Genomic DNA, 18,548 nt, shown 5'->3' on the forward strand with positions numbered 1-18,548 from the left:
CGCGTCGCCGCCCACAGACGGTTCAGCCGGCCGATGATCGCAGGACGGACGTAGAGCAGGGACAGCACGAGCGCGATCAGCAGCGAGCCGACGCCGATGGCGCCGAGCCAGATCTAGCTCTGCTCGATCAGGCTCGCCGTCGAGGCATTCGCGGCAACGGCGCCGGAGCGGGCCGAGGCAACAAGCTTGTCGATCTCCGCCCGCAAGGTCGCCGCGGCCTGGTCGATATCGACGACGCGGGCGTTGATCGCGTCCTGCGTTTCGATATCCCGCTGGCGCAGCGCCACCACGCCGCGCGGCCCTTCGCCGAGGGCAATGACCGAGTCGATCACGCGGTTGCGTGCGTCGTTGGGCTTGATCTTGTCGGCGGCGGCCATGTCCTTCTCGATCCGCAGCACGACGGCGTTGAGGCGTTCGCGCGCGAGGCCAAGCAGCGACTGATCCGCGATCTGGCCGACCTCGCGCAAGAGCCCGATCAGCTCGTTGACCTGCGCTTCCAGCTTGCGCGCCAGATCGAAGGCGGGGAATTCGAGATCGTTGACGGTCTTCAGCGCCTCGTCGAGCTGCGCGCCGTCCAGCCCCTTCACGCTCTCGATGCCGAGCACGACGTTGAACTGCCGCTCATCCGCCTCCCCGCCGACGACCTTGACGAAATCTTCGCGCGCCTTGCTCAGCTGTTCGAGCGCCGACGCCATCTGGGCGGAATTGCGCAGCCTCGTGCCGGTCAGATCATTGATGTCGTTGATCCGCAGGGACAGGTCGTCGAGCGCCTTTTGAACCGGCTTCATGTCGACGCCGGCGATCTTGCCCACCGTCCGCACGAGCTCGAATTGCCGTGCCTCGATCGTGTCCAGCTCGGTGGTCAGGCGGGCGCGCTGCTGTACGGTCTGCACGTTCAGAAAGCGCGGCGCCAGCGCTGTCGATTGCGTCGCGACCTGGGAGAGCTCGAGCACCATTTCCACAGTCGGCATCTTGTGCTCGACCATTTCGCCGACGGTGGCGCTGATCCGGTCATAGGACAGCCAGGCCACCGCCGAAGCGACGATCGTCAGCGTCGTCAAGGCGCCGAGCGCGGCGTAGATGCGGGCGGCGATGCCGACGCGCAGCGGCGCACGCGGGCGCGCCGGCTTCTTGGCCTTCCTCATGTCGTTCTCCGAATTGCGACGCGGCGGATGCGGCTCAGGCGGACAGGGAGCTGACCGCCTTGAAGGTACCGTCCGATCCGATCACCGTCAGATAGACGTCGTCGGAACCGCGGTTGTCATTGGGGCCGAAGGTCATCTTGAAGCCGCCGAAGTCGTAGGAGCCGTTGGTCAGGGCCTCCATCAAGGCCTTGCGCGTCGGATTCTTGCCGGCCTTCTCGAGAGCGGCGACGACGGTGCGGCCAACGAGATAACCCTCCAGCGAGACGAAACCCGGCTTCTTGTCCTTGGCGTCGCTGGCGGCCAGCGCCGCCTGGTAGGCCTTCACCACGGGGATCGAAGCGTCCGTCGGCAACGGCACGACCTGCGTGACGTAGACGCCGGCGCCCGCATCGCCGAGCTCGGCGGCCAGTGCATCGGAGCCGACGAAGGAGATGTTCATGAAGACCGGCGCGAACTTCACCTGCTTGCACAGCTTGATGAACTCGGCGCAGGGCTTGTAGGGGCCGACCATCACCACGGCTTCGGGATTGGCCTTGCGGATCTCGAGCAGGGCGGACCGGACCGCGACCGTGTTGCGCTCGAAGGTGCCTTCGGCGACCAGGCTCATCTTGCGCGCATCCATCGCCTTCTTGACGCCGGCCAGACCGGCCCGGCCGAAGGCATCGTCCTGATAGAAGATCGCGATCTTGGAGAAGCCCTTGTCCTTGACGAGGCGCTCGATCCAGACCTCGGTCTCCTGGAAATAGGAGGCGCGCACATTGACGACATGCGGCAGATAGGGATCGCGCAAGCCCTCGGCGCCGGTGAAAGCGCCGATGAAGGGCAGGCCGGCTTCCTTTGCGATCGGGTGGGCGGCCATCGACGTCGGCGTGCCGACCGGGCCGACCAAGGCGAAGACGTCCTTGGCGATCAGCGCCTTGGTCGCCTCGATCGACTTGCCGGGCTCATAGCCATCGTCTTGCGTCAGAAGTTCGATCTTGCGCCCGGCGACGCCGCCCTTGGCATTGGCTTCGGCGAAAGCGGCGGTCAGGCCATCGCGCATGCCGAGCCCCAGCGCACTGGCAGGGCCTTCGAAGACGGCCGCCTGGCCGAGGATGATCTTGTCGGCCATGACGCCGGGATCGGCGAAAGCGCGAGCGGGCAGCAGGGAGGCAGTGGAGGCGCAGGCAAGACCAGTCAGGACGTCACGACGAGTGGTCATGAAACGGTTTCCCCCAAATGTTTCTCTTCCGTTGTCAGTCGGGTTAGGCCAGCTGACCGGAAGGATGAAGGGGACGCACCTAACGAAGGGTTAAGTGACTGGATTCTTCTGAATCAGCCGTGATTCCGACGATTCAGCGTTCGTTAGTTTTTTGGCATTTTCGGCGCGGCGGCTCGGAATGAGGTCCGCGCCGGAACCATTACCACTCAAAGTCCTCCAGACCTTGCGTCACGCCGGACTGAATGCTGGGTCTCGCATGGCCTGCCAGCCATCCAAGCAGCGCGACGAGTCTCTGCGTTTCAGACGGGCCGAGGAAGCGCCCTAGGGCGTTTCGACGGATCGAGGCACCGGGCGCGGGCGCCCCTCCTCGTCGATCGCGACGAAGGTGAAGGTCGCGTCGGTGACCTTTTCGTGGATCATGGTGCGGAAGCGCCGCGCCCAGGCCTCGACATGGATCTTCATCGAGGTCCGGCCGACGGACTCGACCTCGGTATAGACGCTGAGCACGTCGCCGACCTTCACGGGCCGGATGAAGGTCATCGCATCCACCGCAATGGTGACGACACGGCCCTGCGCCCGGTCGACGCCGGCGATGCCGCCGGCGGCGTCCATTCGCGACATCACCCAGCCGCCGAAGATGTCGCCATTCGCGTTGGTGTCGGCCGGCATCGCATTGATGCGCACCGTCAGGTTGCCACGCGGCGCCTCGTCCTGCGCCACGCCCGCTTCTTTCGTCATGCGCTCACCCCCCGTCGAATCCCCGGCCATTGGAGCACGCGCCACCGCGCCTGCGCCAGATGGATCGGAGCGTTGACGGGAACCGCTCGACTTCAGGCCGCGCCGAGCTCCTTGCGCACCAGCGCCGCACCGGCCGACAGCGCCGCAAGCTTGCCATAGGCGACCTCGGCCGACATCGGGGCCATGCCGCAATTGGTGCAGGGGAAGAGCTTCTCGGGCGCGACGAAGGCCAGCGCCGCGCGGATCGTCGCGGCGACCTCCTCGGGCGTCTCGACCGTGTTGGAGGCGACGTCGATCGCGCCAGCCAGCACGTCCTTGCCGTCGAGCAGCTTGATCAGGTCGAGCGGCACCTTGGAGTTGCGGCACTCCAGCGAGACCTGCTGGATCGAGCTCTTCGCGATCGCCGGGAAGGTCTGCTCGTAATGGCGCCACTCCTCGCCGAGCGTCGCCTTCCAGTCGATATTGGCCTTGATCCCGTAGCCGTAGCAGATGTGAACGGCGGTGGTCGCGGTCAGCCCCTGCGCGGCGCGCTCGAGGCAGGCGATGCCCCAGTCCGGCACCTCCTTCATGTAGACGTTGAAGGCGGGCTCGTCGAACTGGATGACGTCGACGCCCAGCGCCTGCAGCTCATGCGCCTCCTCGTTCAGCACGGCGGCGAAGGCCATGGCGAGGTCCTCGCGGCGGCCATAGTGCTCGTCGGCGATGGTGTCGACGATCGTCATCGGCCCCGGCAGCGTGAACTTCAGCTTGCGGGTCGTATGCGCCCGGGCGGCCTTGGCCTCCATGCTGTGGACCGGCCCCTTGCGGCGGATCGCGCCGGTGACCGTCGGCACCTCCGCCTCGTAGCGGTTGTTGCGGATGCCCATGATCGTCTTCTTGTCGAAGTCGATGCCGTCGAGATTGGCCAGGAAGCCGTGGACGAAATGCACCCGCGCCTGCTCGCCGTCGCCGACGATGTCGATGCCGGCATCCTCCTGCAGCTTCACCGCCAGGATCGTCGCATCGCGCCGGCCCTCCTGCAGCGCCACCCCTTCCAGCTTCCACGGCGCCCAGAGTCGCTCGGACTCGGCGAGCCAGGTCGGCTTGGGCAGGCTGCCGGCGATGGTGGTGCGAAGCATGGACGTATCCTCGGAGGTTATGGTTGCGCGGACATCGGATGCGCGAGGCATCGGCGTCAAGCGTGACGGGGATGGATAGCCTGCGTCAGACGGCCGCCGCCGACTCTGGCCCGATCGGCCGACGCCGCGCCCGCATCATCAGCCAGCACACCACCGCGAGGTTGACGAGGTTCCAGGCCAGCCCGTTCAGGAAGGCGGCGCGGTAGGAGGCGAAGGCGTCGAAGATCGCGCCCGAGACATAGCCGCCGAAGGCCATGCCCAGGATGGTCGAGGACATGACGAGGCCGATCCGCACGCCGGCCTCCCGCGCCGGCAGATATTCCCGGATGATCACCGCATACATCGGCACGATGCCGCCCTGGAACAGGCCGAAAATGCCGGTGACGATGAAGAGCGAGGTGAGCCCGTCGAACCAGAGATAGAGGAAAAGCGCGAGTCCCTGCATCAGCGAGCCGATCGCCAGCGTCGCCGTGCCGCCGATGCGGTCGGCGACGAAGCCCGAACCGATGCGGCTGATGATGCCGAGCGCCAGCATCAGCGAGAGCATCTCGGCGCCGCGCGCCACGCCGTAACCGAGATCGCTGCAATAGGCGACGATATGGACCTGCGGCATCGCCATGGCGACGCAGCAGGAGAACCCCGCGATCGCCAGCAGCCACTGCAGCTGGCTCGCGGAGAGACCGAGATCGCCGCGCGCGCTCGTGCTCGCCGCCTCCTGCGCGGCGATGCTCGCGGCCGAGGGCCGCCGGCGGAAGAACGGCGAGAACGGCAGCATGATCGCCATCACCGCGAGCCCGATGCCGATATGGGTCGCGCGCCAGCCATGGTTCGCGACGCCCCAGGTGATGACCTGCGGCCAGATCACGCCCGCCAGATAGCTGCCGGACGCACCGAAGACGACCGCGAGACCGCGATGCTTGCGAAACCAATGCGAGAGATCCGCGATCAGCGGCGAGAAGCCCGCCCCACCGCCGACGCCGATCAGGAAGAGATGGACGAGGGCGAACTGCCAGAGCGATTGCGCCATGCCGGCCAGGATGTAACCGCTGCCCAGCAGCAAGGCGCCGCCCACGATCGGCACGATGATCCCGTAGCGGTCGGCGATGCGGCCCATGGCGATATTGCCGAAGCCGAAGCCCAGCATGACGCAGGTATAGGGCAGCGCAGCCCCGGCCCGCAGCGTCCCGAACTCGGCCTGCACCGAAGGCAGCACGACGACGACCGACCAGGTGCCGACACAGGCCGCCGTGCCGACCAGCAGCGACACGGCCAGCCGCAGCCAGGCATAGGAAGAATCGGGCGCGTAACGGGAGTCGTCGCTGGACATGTTTCCTCGGCGCGCCGGCTCACAGGACCGACGTTCTTCACCGAGGAGTAAGGCAGTCGGCCGAGCGGCGGCAAGCTCGCGCAAGGCGGGGCCGGTCGGCGTTCAGGGCGGGGCCGTGCCGCGACCCCACCCTGAGCGGGACCCAGGCGGTGAGCCTGGGTCCGATCCAGCGCCACCCGGAGGTGGCGCGGAAACGTCAGGCGGCGCGGCGCTCGTGGCGGCCCTCATTGACCTCTTCGATGATCTTGGCGACGAAAGCCGGCAGATCGTCGGGCTTGCGCGAGGTGACGACGCCCTTGTCGGTGACGACTTCGCTGTCCTCCCACATCGCGCCGGCATTGATCATGTCCTGCTTCATCGTGTTGTACGAGGTCAGACGGCGGCCCTTGGCGATGCCGGTGTCGATCAGCAGCCAGGGAGCGTGGCAGACGGCGGCGACGACCTTGCCCTGCTCGAAGAAGCGCTTGATCAGCGTCAGCGCCTCGGGCGTGCCGCGCAGCGTGTCGGGGTTCATCTGCCCGCCCGGCAACACGATAGCGTCATAGGCATCGGCGCTGACCTCGGCGATTGTCTTGTCGACCTTCACCGCGCGGCCCCAGTCCTTCTGGTCCCAGCCCGTGATTTCCCCGGCCTCGGGCGCGACGATATGCACGGTCGCGCCGGCTTCCTTCAGCTTGGCATGCGGAACATCGAGCTCCGACTGCTCGAAGCCGTTGGTGGCGAGGATGAGGATGGTCTTGCCTGACAGGTCGTTCATGGGACGGCCTCCTTGTTCGGGTTGAGGATGATGCCTCGACAACCCGCACGGGCCATGTCCGTTCCTGCGGTCTTGCGTCGCCCCCCGGAACGCTAGCGGAAGACGCTCTCTCCGGCCTGATCGACCAGCTGCTGGCCCTTGACCAGCGTGAAATCGACGGCCTCGTCCTTGCCCGGGAAACGGTCGGCCCGGACGAAGCGGTGGCTCTTCAGCTCCCCCTCGATCGTCTTTTCGACGACGCCGCAGAGCTGCCACTGGCCGCCCTCCTGATAGGGCGTCGCATGGATGGTGAAGCCGTTGTGCTCGATGGTCTTCGCCGGGCCCGTCGGCTTTGCCTCGGCCGCCTGGCCACCGCCGAAGAGCTTCTTGAGAAACGACATGGGCTGTCTCCTTGTCCATCGGGCGCCGCGCCCCTTCTCCCAGATTGCGGCGCGATGGGGAACCCGTCGGCGCGCGGCTCGTTGTCAGTGAACAAATCAGGAACGGAGACGCATCGTGACGAGCCGCACCGACGAACACGCCAGCCCGCTGGACGACAATCCCAAGCGCGACCCAAACCCGCCGGACAACACGCAGAAGGATCCCGCCGACTGGGTGTCAGGCGACGACCCGATGACGGGCGCGCAGACATCCTATCTCAAGACCCTGTCCGAGCAGACGCAGCGGCCAGGGGACTTCGCCGAGGATCTGAGCAAGGCCGAAGCGTCGAAACGGATCGATGCGCTGAAGGCGGATCTGGCGGGGTGAGGATGCCTCACGCCGCTAGGTGCAGCACCACCTCGCGCCGGTGCGGGCGGGCGCGGTGCTCGAACAGGTAGATCCCCTGCCAGGTGCCGAGCGCCAGCCGCCCGCCCATCACCGGGATCGAGAGCGAGACCGGCGTCAGCGCCGCCTTGATGTGGGCCGGCATGTCGTCGGGACCCTCCGCCCGGTGGACGAGATAATCCATCGCCGGATCGTCGGCGGAGGGCACGAGCCGACGGAAGAAGGCCTCGAGATCGACGCGCACATCGGGATCGGCATTCTCCTGGATCAGCAGCGAGCAGGAGGTGTGGCGCAGGAAGAGCGTCAGCAGCCCGGTCTCGATCCCGGCCCCGGCGACGAAAGCGGTCGCCTCCCGCGTGAACTCGTAGAGGCCCGGACCGCGCGTCGCGATCGTCAGCAGCGTCTGCGCCGCCATCTCAGCGCTCGGTCACGGCGAGCTTCGCTCCCAACGCGACGAAGGCCGCCGCGAAGCCCCGCCGCAGCCAGGCCATCACCGCAGGCCGCGTCACCACCTTGTCGCGCATCGCCGCCGCGAAGAGGCCGTAGAGCGCAAACACCACGAAGGTCATCGCCATGAACACGCCGGACAGTTCGAGCATGCGCGCCAGCGGCGCCGCCTCGCCGGCCGCGATGAACTGCGGCAGGAAGGCGACGAAGAAGATCGAGAGCTTGGGGTTGAGGACATTGATCGCGACGCCGTCGCGCAGCACCCGCCATGCCGAGCGCGGATCGGCCTTCGCCTCGACGCTCAGCGCCCCATGCTCCTGCAGCGTCTGCCAGGCCATGAACAGGAGATAGGCGACGCCGGCATATTTCACGACGGCGAAGGCGAGCGCGCTGGCATGCAGCAGCGCCGCCAGCCCCAGCATCGCCGCCAGCAGATGCGGCACGATGCCGAGCGTGCAGGCGAAGGCGGCAAGCACACTCGCGCGCGAGCCCCGGGTGAGCCCCGCCGCGATGGTGTAGATCGCACCCGTCCCCGGCGAGGCGACGACGATCAGCGAGGTCAGGAGGAATTCGGGCGACATGGGCTTGAGCCTCCGCGGAGCAGCGGCCAGCAAGCCGCAAGCCGCCGCCGGGATCAAGCCCGCCTCGCCTGCATCCCCGGCCAGCCTCAAAACTTAGGTATTGACCTAAGTATTTTTCTGGGCTTGAATCGCGCCATGTCCGTGACGCCCTCCACCCTCGACGACACCTTCCGTGCCCTGGCCGATCCGACCCGGCGCGCGGTGGTGCAGGCGCTGGGGCGGGGGCCGGCCTCGGTCAGCGAACTCGCCCGGCCCTTCGAGATGGCGCTGCCGAGCTTCCTCCAGCATCTCAGGGTGCTCGAGGAAAGCGGCCTCGTCACCACGGCCAAATCCGGGCGCGTGCGCACCTGCTCCCTGCGCCGGGAACCTCTCGCCGCCGCCGAAACCTGGCTGGAGGCGCAGCGCAGCCTCTGGACGCAGCGCCTCGACCAGCTCGACGCCTTCGTCCTGACCCTGAAAAACGACGAGGAACGCCCATGACGACCCTGCCCGCCGCCGCCTTCGACCCGGCGCTCGATCTCGAACTCAAGCGCGAGGTCGAGGTCGCCCCGCATCTGGTCTGGCGCGCCTGGACCGAGCCGGCCCTGCTGAAGCAGTGGTTCACGCCGGCGCCCTGGCGCACCACCCTGTGCGAGATCGACCTGCGTCCCGGCGGCAAGTTCCGCACCGTGATGGAAGGCCCCAACGGCGAGAAGAACGACGGCACCGGCTGCTTTCTCTTCGTCGTTCCGGAGAAGCTGCTCGTCTTCACCGACGCGCTCGGCCCCGGCTACCGCCCGCTGGGCTCCGGCTTCATGACCGCCTCGATCGAAATCGAGCCGACCGCGACCGGAACGCTCTACACGGCCCGCGCCCTGCACAAGGACGAAGCCGGCCGCAAGCAGCACGAGGAGATGGGCTTCCAGCAGGGCTGGGGCACCGCGCTCGACCAGTTGGTGGCGCTGGTGAAGGGGATGTGACGGCCACAATCCCTGTCACGAACAAGAAAGCCGGCCTTGCGGCCGGCTTTTTCGTCAATTGTCCAGGAAGCTCCTGAGCTTCCGGCTCCGGCTCGGATGCTTCAGCTTCCTGAGCGCCTTTGCCTCGATCTGGCGGATGCGCTCGCGGGTGACGCTGAACTGCTGCCCGACCTCTTCGAGCGTGTGGTCGGTATTCATGCCGATGCCGAAGCGCATGCGCAGCACGCGCTCCTCGCGGGGCGTGAGCGAGGCGAGCACGCGCGTGGTGGTCTCGCGCAGGTTCGACTGGATCGCCGCGTCGATCGGCAGGATCGCGTTCTTGTCCTCGATGAAGTCGCCGAGATGGCTGTCCTCCTCGTCACCGATCGGCGTTTCGAGCGAGATCGGCTCCTTGGCGATCTTGAGGACCTTGCGCACTTTCTCGAGCGGCATGGCGAGCTTCTCGGCCAGCTCCTCCGGCGTGGGCTCGCGGCCGATCTCGTGCAGCATCTGGCGCGAGGTCCGCACGATCTTGTTGATCGTCTCGATCATGTGGACGGGAATGCGGATCGTGCGGGCCTGGTCGGCGATCGAGCGGGTGATCGCCTGGCGGATCCACCAGGTCGCGTAGGTCGAGAACTTGTAGCCGCGGCGGTACTCGAACTTGTCGACCGCCTTCATCAGGCCGATGTTGCCTTCCTGGATCAGGTCGAGGAACTGCAGGCCGCGATTGGTGTATTTCTTGGCGATCGAGATCACGAGGCGCAGATTGGCCTCGATCATCTCCTTCTTTGCCTGACGCGCCTCGCGCTCGCCCTTCTGGACCATCAGCACGATCTTGCGGAACTCCTGGATCTCCAGGCCCGTCTCGCTCGCCAGCGTATGGATCTCGTCGCGCAGGCTCTTGATGCGCTCGAGTTCGGCCGCGACGAACTCCTTCCAGCCGCGCGAGCCCAGCTTGGAGACGCGCAGGATCCATTTCGGATCGAGCTCGCCGCCGACATGCTGCTTGAGGAAATCCTCGCGGCCGACGCCATAGCTCTCCGCCAGGCGCAGCAGGCGCGTCTCATGCGAGATCAGGCGCTTGTTGATGTCGTAGAGCTGCTCGACCAGCGCCTCGATACGGTTGTTGTTCAGCGAGAGCGACTTCACCGCGGTGATGATGTCGTCCTTGAGCTTCTTGTATTTGCGGTCCTGCGACGGCGAGAGCTTGGTGTTCTCCAGCCGGTTGGCGATGTCCTGGTCCTGCAGGCGGCGCAGCTTCTTGTAGTTGTCGGCGATCGAATCGAAGGTCTCGAGCACGCGCGGCTTCAGCTCGGCCTCCATGGCCGAGAGCGACACGTTGTTCTCCATGTCGTCTTCGTCGAGATCGGGCGGCAAATCGCCCTCGGGCGCCTCGCCCTCACCGGCCGGGGCGGCCTCGCCCTCGCCACCCTCGCCCGCGATCTGCGTCGGGTTCTTGCCGTCCGGGCCGGCATAGGTCGCCTCGAGGTCGATGATGTCGCGCAGCAGGACCTTCGCTTCGTTCAGCTCGTCGCGCCAGATGATGATCGCCTGGAAGGTCAGCGGGCTCTCGCAGAGCCCCGCGATCATCGCCTCGCGGCCGGCCTCGATGCGCTTGGCGATCGCGATCTCGCCCTCGCGGGAGAGCAGCTCGACAGAGCCCATCTCGCGCAGATACATCCGCACCGGATCGTCGGTGCGCTCGGTCGGCTCCAGATTGCGCTTGGTCTCGACCGGCAGGGCCGAGCGCGAGGCGTCGACCAGATCGCCGCCCTCGACCTCCTCCTCGTCGGCGCCGTTGGTACCGGTGCGGGCCGCGGCGCGCTCCTCGCCGGAGGCTTCGGGATCCTCGTTGTCGACGACGTTGATGCCCTGCTCGCTGAGCTGGCCGAGCACGTCCTCGATCTGCTCGGAGGTGAACTCCTCCGACGGCAGAACCTCGTTCAGTTCGTCATAGGTGACATAGCCGCGCTTCTTCGCGAGCTTGATCATACGCCTGACGGCCTGATCCGTCAGATCGAGCAACGGACCGTCGGAGGTCGGGGGGGCTTCCGGCGTGGCCTGATCGGCCTTGTCCCGTTCGCTCACTTTCGTCGCCATCAATAGCGCTCCGCACTCTCAGGCCGCCACGGCTCGGAAAAAGCCATATGCGGACGCATAAAGGGGCGGCGCGGCCGCAGGTCCGGCGCGCTCACCCCAACCAAATCACGCAGGCGAGATGGCACCGCCCATCCTTGATGAACCGTAAACCACGCTCGGCCGACACGCGGATCGACGGACGACCCCCGCGTCCCGCTCAGTCTTCGGACATCGCCTCCGTCCCCTCGATGCTCTCGAGGCGAGCCTTGACGTCCTTGATCCAGGCGAAATTGGCTTCGGTCGCTTCGTCAGCCAATGCGCGCTCGGCTGCCTTCAACTCGCTATGTAGCGTCCGCGCGCGATGATGCAAGACGATAGCCTGACGAATCGAGTCGAAAACCGATTCCGGATCAGCGGCTTGCGCCAGTTTCAGGCGTTCGGCCGGGCCCGTCACGGCCATCAGCTGCGCCTGCGCCTCCTGAACGCGCGGCTGCTCCAGCCGGATCGCCAGCGCCGCCTCGTCGAGAACGCCCTCCATGGTCGCGTCGAGCAGGGCCTGCCGGAAGCGCTCGGCCGCCGGCCCCTCCAGCGCGAGATCCGCGATCTCGTCGGCACAGCGCAGGATCAGTGCCGGATGGCTCGCCAGCGCCAGCAGGATGAAGGCTTCGCGGGTGTCCTCGCCGCGGCCCCGCGCCATGATCTTGGTGCGCGTCAGCTGGCTCGACGCCTTGAGCGGCCCGTTCGCCCAAGGGGCGGCTTGCGGGAATCCGCCGCGGCCACGCCCGCCGCCGGCCTGGCCCCGCCCGCGCGGATAGCTGCCGCCCTCGCGTCGCTCGGCCCGCGCCGGAGCCGCGCTGGCGAAGAGCTGCGCCAGCCGCTCGTCCATCTCGCGCCGGTAATGCTTGCGCGTCGTCTCGTCGCGGATCTGCCCGAGCGGCTCCTTCAGCCGGCGCTCGAAGGCGGCACGTCGCTCGGGCGTGTCGAGCGGCCCGGCCTCGACCTCCCGCGTCCACAGCATGTCGACCAGCGGGCGCGCCGCGCCCAGCACCTCCGCGATCGCGGCCTTGCCGCCGGAGCGGGCGAGATCGTCGGGGTCCTGCCCCTCGGGCAGCAGCGCGAAGGAGAGCGACTTGCCGGGCTCCAGCAGCGGCAAGGCGAGGTCGATGGCGCGGCTCGCCGCCTTGCGACCGGCCTTGTCGCCGTCGAGGCAGATCACCGGCTCGTCGGCCATGCGCCAGAGCAGCGTCAACTGGTCCTCGGTCAGCGCGGTGCCGAGCGGCGCGACCGTCTGCGGGAAGCCGGCGAGCGCCATGGCGATGACGTCGACATAGCCCTCGACCACGATCGCCTGCCCCGTGTCATGGGCGGCCTTGCGGGCGTTGTGGTGGTTGAACAGCAGGGAGCCCTTGTGGAAGAGCGGCGTCTCCGGCGAGTTCAGATACTTCGCCGAGACCTCCGCGCTCATCGCCCGCCCGCCGAAGGCGACGACGCGGCCTCGCGAATCATGGATCGGAAACATGATGCGGTCACGGAAGCGGTCGTAAGGGACGGCGATCTCCTCGCCATGCACCAGCAGCCCGGCCTCCATCATCAGCTCGGCCGAGACACCCTTGGAAGCGAGATGGTCGCGCAGCGCGAAACGCTCCGCCGGCCCGTAGCCGAGGCGAAAGCGCGTCCGTGCCTCGCCGTCGAGCCCGCGCGAGGCGAGATAGCGCCGCGCCTGACCGCCGCGATCGCCCATCAGCTCGGCCTCGAAGAAGCGCGCCGCCAGTTCCACGACCTCGTGCAGGCCCTTGCGCCGCTCCTCCTGGACCTGCGCTTCCTGCGTGATTTTCGGCAGCGTCACGCCGGCTTCGGCCGCCAGCTTCTCGACGGCCTCGGGAAAGGACAGCCCTTCCGTTTCCATCACGAATTTGAAGATGTCGCCGTTCTTGCCCGACGAGAAATCGAAGAACGAGGCCTTCTGATCGTTGACGAAGAAGGACGGCGTCTTCTCGGCGTTGAAGGGCGACAGCCCCTTCCATTCGCGCCCCGCCTTGGCCAGGCGAACGCGCTTGCCGACCACCGCCGAGACCGGCAGCCGCGCCTTGATCTCTTCCAGAAGGGAGGGCGGGAACTTCATCGCGTTCTATGTGGACCCTGCCGCAGCACAAGCCAAGAACAGATCGTGATCCCGGCTCGCTTGCCCCGGCTATCCACAAGCCGCCTCTAGCGGCAGCCCAGCGGGTCCTCCGCCAGCGCCTCGGCGGCACCGGCCGTCGGCAGCGCCCTGGCCTCGACACCCGCGCGCAGCGAGAGGGTACGGGCCCTTCGCAGCCCCTGCACGACCGGCCTCATCGCGTCCACGCCGAAGCGGCGATCCGGCTCCCATGTGAGCTCCACCATGTTGCCGGCGCTTTGGGCTGTGACCGGGATGCGCGTTGCCTTGCCGTCGATCAGGATCTCCAGCGACCGGAGCCCATCCGCCGCATCGCGGCGAGGCAGGCTCGCCATGAGATAGGGGCCGGCCTTGATCGCGGCATTGGCCTTCGCGGCAGCCGCGTCGCCGCAATAGAAAGTCAGGCGGACGCCGCCGCTGGAGACCCCGGCATAGGACGTCCCCATCTGGTAGCCGCTGCCCCAACCGGTTTGCTCAGGCTGCGCCTGCACGGCGCCGCCGCAGAGCAGCAGCAAGGCCGCGGCGAGACAGGTTCGTGATGACGGCATCGGATGTCTCCTCTGCCGCGAATCTGACCCGCCGATATGGCAGAAACGCGCCGGCCGGGCCTCACCCCGCCAGCGCGGCCTTCACGAGCCCGCTCGCCTTGCCGAAATCCATCTGGCCGGCGTAGTTCGCGCGCAGGATCGCGATGACCTTGCCCATGTCCTTGACGGAGGCCGCGCCGCTTTCGGTCACCGCCGCGGCGATCGCAGCCTTCACCTCGTCCTCAGACATCTGCTTGGGCAGATAGCCGGAGATCACCGCGACCTCGGCCTTCTCGCCGGCGGCGAGTTCCGGGCGGCCATTGGCCTCGTAGATCGAAATCGATTCCTGGCGCTGCTTGATCATCTTCTGCAGCAGTCCGAGCACCTCCTCATCGGTGGCCTCGCCCTTGCCGGCGCCGCGCGCCTCGATGTCCTTCTCCTTCAGCGCGGCGATGATCAGGCGGATCGCGGCGACCTTCTCCTTCTCACCGGCCTTCATCGCCTCCTTCATATCGGGCATGAAGCGCTCGCGCAGGCTGGTCATGTGGGTATTCCCTCGTTGTTCGTCGGGCTTCGCGCCCGCGTCGATTGACGGCATGGAAGCGCGTCTTTAAGGCTCGCGCTCCAGACGACGGCCAGCGAGACCGCTGCCGCCCATGCATTGCCGCGCCCTCGCGGCCTGGACCGAGACATAGACATGACCGCACATGAAGGAAACCCCGCCACGGGCGGCTGGAGCGAACCGCGCGCGACCGCCCTGCTGGTCCTCGCCGACGGCACGGTGCTGGAGGGCTTCGGCCTCGGCGCCACCGGCGAGGCACCCGGCGAGGTCTGCTTCAACACGGCAATGACGGGCTATCAGGAAATCCTGACCGATCCCTCCTATGCCGGGCAGATCGTCACCTTCACCTTCCCCCATATCGGCAATGTCGGCGTCAACGACGAGGACATCGAAACGGTCAATGCCGCCGCCGCCTCCGGCGTGCGCGGAATCGTGCTCCACGCCACCATCACCGAGCCCTCGAACTGGCGCGCCAGCCGCCATTTCGACGCCTGGCTCAAGGCCCGCAACATCGTCGGCATCTGCGGCGTCGACACCCGCGCGCTGACCGCCCTGATCCGCGACAACGGGATGCCGAACGCGATCCTCGCCCACGCGCCCGAAGGCGTCTTCGACATTCCGCGCCTTCAGAAACTGGCCGCCGAACTGCCGGACATGGCGGGTCTCGACCTCGTGCCAATGGTCACCTCGGCCCAGCGCTACGAATGGGACGAGACGCCCTGGCAGTGGCCCGCCGGCTACGGCAAGCGCGAGGGCGCAGCCCACAAGGTCGTCGCCATCGACTACGGCGTGAAGCGCAACATCCTGCGCCTGCTCTCCAAGGCCGGCTGCGACGTCACCGTCGTGCCCTCGACCGCCTCGGCGGACGAGATCTTGGCGCTGAAGCCGGACGGCATCTTCCTCTCCAACGGCCCGGGCGACCCGGCCGCGACCGGCGAATACGCGGTCCCGGTGATCCGCGAGCTGCTGGAGAAGAAGGTCCCGACCTTCGGCATCTGCCTCGGCCACCAGATGCTGGCGCTCGCCGTCGGCGGCCAGACGATGAAGATGAAGCAGGGCCATCACGGCGCCAACCACCCGGTGCAGGACAAGACGACCGGCAAGGTCGAGATCGTCTCGATGAATCACGGCTTCGCGGTCGACCCCGCCTCGCTGCCGGCCCATGCGGTCGAGACCCATGTCTCGCTCTTCGACGGCTCGAACAGCGGCTTCGCCCTGACCGACCGCCCTGCCTTCAGCGTCCAGCACCACCCGGAAGCCTCGCCCGGCCCGCAGGACAGCCACTATCTGTTCAAGCGCTTCGTCGAGATGATGGACGCCGAGAAGGCCAAGACGGCGGCCTGAGCCGGCGATCGTCAATCTCCTCAACCTCCGCCATCAACCCGGACCTGCCACTGCCGCGTCCGGGTTGACAGCCTCCGACTCCTGCGCTTGAAGCGGCTCATGACCCCAGCGACCTGCCTCGCCCGGACCTATTACGCCCCGTCCTCATAAGGCGGGTCGCATTCTTATGCTTCAACCGCCGCGCTGGCGGTTGAACTCAGGCAGTCACCCGGCATCGCGGCCCCTCCAGGGAACCCGACCATGCCACGTCAGCGCAAATCCTTCTCCTCTCTCGGCCTGCTCGGCTTCGGCGCCTTCGGGCAGCTGATGGCGCGCCACCTCCAGCCGCATCTGCGCCTCGTCGTCTGCGATCCCGCCCGCTCGCCGCAGCCTGACCCGGCGGGCCAGGGGCTCGTGCCGGGCGACGTCGCGGCCGTGGCGGCCTGTGACATCGTCGTGCTCGCCGTCCCGGTCGACGCGATGGCGCAGGCGATCGCCAGCCTGCGCCCGCATCTGCGCGCCGGCACCGTCGTGCTCGATGTCGGCTCGGTGAAGATTGAACCCGCCCGCCTGCTGCTGGAAGGCCTGCCGGAGCCTGTCGAGATCATCGGCACGCATCCGCTCTTCGGCCCGCAGAGCGCACGCGACGGGCTGGCCGGCCTGAAGATCGCGCTCTGCCCGATCCGCGGCGGCGGCACCGGGCGCATCGCCGCCTTCCTGCGCCGGACCTTCGCGCTCGACGTGATCCTGACCACGCCGGACGCGCATGACCGCGACATGGCGCTGGTCCAGGGCCTGACCCATCTCGTCGCCAAGATCCTCGTCCGGATGGAGCCCGTGCCGCGCCGGATGACGACGCGCAGCTTCGAGCTTCTGATGCAGGCGACCGAGATGGTGCGCCACGACGCGCCCGGCGTCTTTCTCGCGATCGAGCGCGCCAATCCGCATGCGCGAGCCGTGCGGGAGCGCTTCTTCGCCCATGCCCAGGCGCTGACCCAGGCGCTGGAACGGCACGATCACCCCGATCCCGCATCCGCCGGCAGCGATGAACCGGAATGCGGCCCTTCCGCACCGGGCCATCCTGCCCTATTGCAGCGCAACATCATCCCTCAGCTTCACGCGAAACCATGATCCGCCTCGAAAACATCGGCAAGCAGAACGGCCAGCAGATCATCTTCATCGAGGCCTCCGCCTCGCTCCTGAAGGGCGAGAAGGTCGGCCTCGTCGGCCCCAACGGCGCCGGCAAGACCACGCTGTTCCGGATGATCACCGGTCAGGAGCAGCCCGACGAGGGCATGGTCCAAGTCGATCGCGGCATCACCATCGGCTATTTCAGCCAGGATGTCGGCGAGATGCAGGGCATGAGCGCGGTCGCCTCCGTGATGGAGGGCGCAGGCCCCGTCAGCGCCGTGGCGGCCGAACTGCGCGAGCTCGAAACGGCGATGGGCGATCCCGACCGCGCCGACGAGATGGACGAGATCATCGCCCGCTATGGCGAGGTGCAGGGGCGCTTCGAGGAGCTCGACGGCTATGCGCTGGACGGCCGCGCCCGCGAGGTCCTCGCCGGCCTCGGCTTCAGCCAGGAGATGATGGACGGCGATGTCGGCGCGCTGTCCGGCGGCTGGAAGATGCGCGTCGCGCTCGCCCGCATCCTCTTGATGCGCCCCGACGCGATGCTGCTCGACGAGCCCTCCAACCATCTCGACCTGGAAAGCCTGATCTGGCTGGAATCCTTCCTCAAGGGCTATGACGGCGCGCTGCTGATGACCTCGCATGACCGCGAGTTCATGAACCGCATCGTCGGCAAGATCGTCGAGATCGATGCTGGCGCGCTGACCACCTATTCCGGCAATTACGAGTTCTACCAGCAGCAGCGCGCCCTCGCCGAGAAGCAGCAGCAGGCGCAGTTCGAGCGCCAGCAGGCCATGCTCGCCAAGGAGGTCGCCTTCATCGAGCGCTTCAAGGCGCGCGCCTCCCACGCCGCCCAGGTCCAGAGCCGCGTCAAGAAGCTCGACAAGATCGAGAAGGTCGAGCCGCCCAAGCGCCGCCAGAGCATCGCCTTCGATTTCCCGCCCGCCCCGCGCTCGGGCGAGGACGTCGTCACGCTCAAGGGCGTCGACAAGCGCTATGGCAGCCACACCATCTACGAGGCGCTCGACTTCCAGATCCGCCGCAAGGAGCGCTGGTGTGTGATGGGCGTCAACGGCGCCGGAAAGTCGACCCTACTGAAGCTGGTCACCGGCTCGACCGAGCCCGATTCCGGCAGCGTCGCGCTCGGTGGCTCGATCAAGCTCGGCTATTTCGCCCAGCATGCGATGGAGGTGCTCGACGGCGACCGCACCATCTTCCAGTCGCTGGAAGACCGCTTCCCCCAGGCCGGCCAGGGCTCGCTGCGCGCGCTCGCCGGCTGCTTCGGCTTCTCGGGTGACGATGTCGAGAAGCGCTGCCGCGTCCTCTCCGGCGGCGAGAAGGCCCGCCTCGTCATGGCGCTGATGCTCTACGACCCGCCGAACTTCCTCGTCCTCGACGAGCCGACCAACCATCTGGACATCGCGACCAAGGAAATGCTGATCAATGCACTCGCGCAGTACGAGGGCACCATGCTCTTCGTCAGCCACGACCGGCATTTCCTCGCCGCGCTTTCCAACCGCACGCTGGAGCTGACGCCCGACGGCGTCCATGCCTATGGCGGCGGCTACACCGAATACGTCGCCCGCACCGGCCAGGAGGCGCCGGGACTTCGGAGCTAACGACGTCGGCGGGCAAGGCTGTGCTTTGGATGCTCTTGCCCTCCGTCATTGCGAGGAGCGTCAGCGACGAAGCAATCCAGGAGCGGCAGCGCTCGACGTCCTCTGGATTGCTTCGCTTCGCTCGCAATG

At 67.4% G+C, this 18,548-nt stretch carries 19 protein-coding genes; 6 read left to right on the plus strand and 13 right to left on the minus strand.

Annotated elements, in window-relative coordinates; genetic code table 11:
- Nucleotides 1–113: 113 nt before the first annotated feature.
- From AX750_RS04000 to AX750_RS04030, 7 genes are all read right to left on the minus strand, one after another.
- Nucleotides 114–1,145: a hypothetical protein gene (locus tag AX750_RS04000; protein ID WP_066715844.1), complete on the minus strand. Its 1,032-nt coding sequence runs from the start codon at nucleotides 1,143–1,145 to the stop codon at nucleotides 114–116.
- 34 nt (nucleotides 1,146–1,179) lie between these two features.
- Nucleotides 1,180–2,346 carry an ABC transporter substrate-binding protein gene (locus tag AX750_RS04005; RefSeq protein ID WP_066715845.1) on the minus strand — a complete coding sequence of 389 codons (1,167 nt, stop codon included), beginning with the start codon at nucleotides 2,344–2,346 and terminating at the stop codon, nucleotides 1,180–1,182.
- Nucleotides 2,347–2,667: 321 nt separating this feature from the next.
- The gene (locus AX750_RS04010; RefSeq protein WP_066715847.1) at nucleotides 2,668–3,084 is read right to left on the minus strand and encodes an acyl-CoA thioesterase; all 417 of its coding nucleotides are present in this window, start codon (nucleotides 3,082–3,084) and stop codon (nucleotides 2,668–2,670) included.
- A 92-nt stretch (nucleotides 3,085–3,176) separates the two neighbouring features.
- The gene (locus AX750_RS04015) at nucleotides 3,177–4,202 is read right to left on the minus strand and encodes a methionine synthase (RefSeq protein ID WP_066715849.1); all 1,026 of its coding nucleotides are present in this window, start codon (nucleotides 4,200–4,202) and stop codon (nucleotides 3,177–3,179) included.
- A gap of 85 nt (nucleotides 4,203–4,287) precedes the next feature.
- Nucleotides 4,288–5,529 carry an MFS transporter gene (locus AX750_RS04020; protein WP_066715851.1) on the minus strand — a complete coding sequence of 414 codons (1,242 nt, stop codon included), beginning with the start codon at nucleotides 5,527–5,529 and terminating at the stop codon, nucleotides 4,288–4,290.
- A 196-nt stretch (nucleotides 5,530–5,725) separates the two neighbouring features.
- Nucleotides 5,726–6,286 carry a type 1 glutamine amidotransferase domain-containing protein gene (locus AX750_RS04025; protein ID WP_066715852.1) on the minus strand — a complete coding sequence of 187 codons (561 nt, stop codon included), beginning with the start codon at nucleotides 6,284–6,286 and terminating at the stop codon, nucleotides 5,726–5,728.
- A 92-nt stretch (nucleotides 6,287–6,378) separates the two neighbouring features.
- Nucleotides 6,379–6,666 carry an HlyU family transcriptional regulator gene (locus tag AX750_RS04030; protein ID WP_066715853.1) on the minus strand — a complete coding sequence of 96 codons (288 nt, stop codon included), beginning with the start codon at nucleotides 6,664–6,666 and terminating at the stop codon, nucleotides 6,379–6,381.
- 115 nt (nucleotides 6,667–6,781) lie between these two features.
- Between AX750_RS04030 and AX750_RS04035 the strand changes: the two genes are divergently transcribed.
- Complete coding sequence (locus AX750_RS04035; protein ID WP_067989530.1) at nucleotides 6,782–7,033, plus strand: DUF3072 domain-containing protein; 252 nt, start codon at nucleotides 6,782–6,784, stop codon at nucleotides 7,031–7,033.
- 7 nt (nucleotides 7,034–7,040) lie between these two features.
- On the opposite strand, the gene AX750_RS04040 is transcribed toward AX750_RS04035, so the two are convergent.
- Both AX750_RS04040 and AX750_RS04045 read right to left on the minus strand, forming a co-directional pair.
- A complete protein-coding gene (locus AX750_RS04040) occupies nucleotides 7,041–7,466 on the minus strand; it encodes a secondary thiamine-phosphate synthase enzyme YjbQ (RefSeq protein ID WP_066715855.1) in 426 nt (141 codons plus the stop codon).
- A 1-nt stretch (nucleotide 7,467) separates the two neighbouring features.
- Entirely contained in the window at nucleotides 7,468–8,079 is a 612-nt protein-coding gene (locus tag AX750_RS04045; RefSeq protein ID WP_066715856.1) for a LysE family translocator, read from the minus strand.
- A gap of 135 nt (nucleotides 8,080–8,214) precedes the next feature.
- Here AX750_RS04045 and AX750_RS04050 point away from each other — a divergent pair, with 135 nt between their 5' ends.
- Both AX750_RS04050 and AX750_RS04055 read left to right on the plus strand, forming a co-directional pair.
- Nucleotides 8,215–8,559: a metalloregulator ArsR/SmtB family transcription factor gene (locus AX750_RS04050; protein WP_066715858.1), complete on the plus strand. Its 345-nt coding sequence runs from the start codon at nucleotides 8,215–8,217 to the stop codon at nucleotides 8,557–8,559.
- A complete protein-coding gene (locus AX750_RS04055) occupies nucleotides 8,556–9,038 on the plus strand; it encodes an SRPBCC family protein (protein ID WP_066715860.1) in 483 nt (160 codons plus the stop codon). The genes AX750_RS04050 and AX750_RS04055 overlap by 4 nt, the downstream gene beginning before the upstream one ends.
- A gap of 54 nt (nucleotides 9,039–9,092) precedes the next feature.
- Here AX750_RS04055 and rpoD read toward each other — a convergent pair whose 3' ends face one another.
- The 4 genes from rpoD to AX750_RS04075 all read right to left on the minus strand — a co-directional run bounded on the left by rpoD (nucleotide 9,093) and on the right by AX750_RS04075 (nucleotide 14,328).
- Entirely contained in the window at nucleotides 9,093–11,120 is a 2,028-nt protein-coding gene (gene rpoD, locus AX750_RS04060) for an RNA polymerase sigma factor RpoD (RefSeq protein ID WP_066715861.1), read from the minus strand.
- A 196-nt stretch (nucleotides 11,121–11,316) separates the two neighbouring features.
- Nucleotides 11,317–13,221, minus strand: a complete 1,905-nt coding sequence (gene dnaG / locus AX750_RS04065) for a DNA primase (RefSeq protein ID WP_066715863.1) — start codon at nucleotides 13,219–13,221, stop codon at nucleotides 11,317–11,319.
- Nucleotides 13,222–13,307: 86 nt separating this feature from the next.
- Complete coding sequence (locus AX750_RS04070) at nucleotides 13,308–13,805, minus strand: hypothetical protein (protein WP_068077840.1); 498 nt, start codon at nucleotides 13,803–13,805, stop codon at nucleotides 13,308–13,310.
- Between the two features lie 61 nt (nucleotides 13,806–13,866).
- Nucleotides 13,867–14,328 carry a GatB/YqeY domain-containing protein gene (locus AX750_RS04075; protein WP_066715877.1) on the minus strand — a complete coding sequence of 154 codons (462 nt, stop codon included), beginning with the start codon at nucleotides 14,326–14,328 and terminating at the stop codon, nucleotides 13,867–13,869.
- 153 nt (nucleotides 14,329–14,481) lie between these two features.
- On the opposite strand from AX750_RS04075, the gene carA reads away from it, so the two are divergent.
- The 3 genes from carA to AX750_RS04090 all read left to right on the plus strand — a co-directional run bounded on the left by carA (nucleotide 14,482) and on the right by AX750_RS04090 (nucleotide 18,419).
- The gene (gene carA / locus AX750_RS04080) at nucleotides 14,482–15,690 is read left to right on the plus strand and encodes a glutamine-hydrolyzing carbamoyl-phosphate synthase small subunit (protein WP_066715882.1); all 1,209 of its coding nucleotides are present in this window, start codon (nucleotides 14,482–14,484) and stop codon (nucleotides 15,688–15,690) included.
- Between the two features lie 240 nt (nucleotides 15,691–15,930).
- Nucleotides 15,931–16,800 (plus strand): prephenate dehydrogenase, encoded by an 870-nt coding sequence (locus AX750_RS04085; protein WP_082734926.1) that lies wholly within the window; start codon nucleotides 15,931–15,933, stop codon nucleotides 16,798–16,800.
- Entirely contained in the window at nucleotides 16,797–18,419 is a 1,623-nt protein-coding gene (locus tag AX750_RS04090) for an ABC-F family ATP-binding cassette domain-containing protein (RefSeq protein WP_066715883.1), read from the plus strand. Before AX750_RS04085 ends, AX750_RS04090 begins: the two co-directional genes overlap by 4 nt.
- Nucleotides 18,420–18,548: the final 129 nt, after the last annotated feature.

The sequence above is a fragment of the Methylobacterium sp. CCH7-A2 genome, assembly GCF_001557075.1.
Lineage (GTDB): Bacteria > Pseudomonadota > Alphaproteobacteria > Rhizobiales > Beijerinckiaceae > Allobosea > Allobosea massiliensis.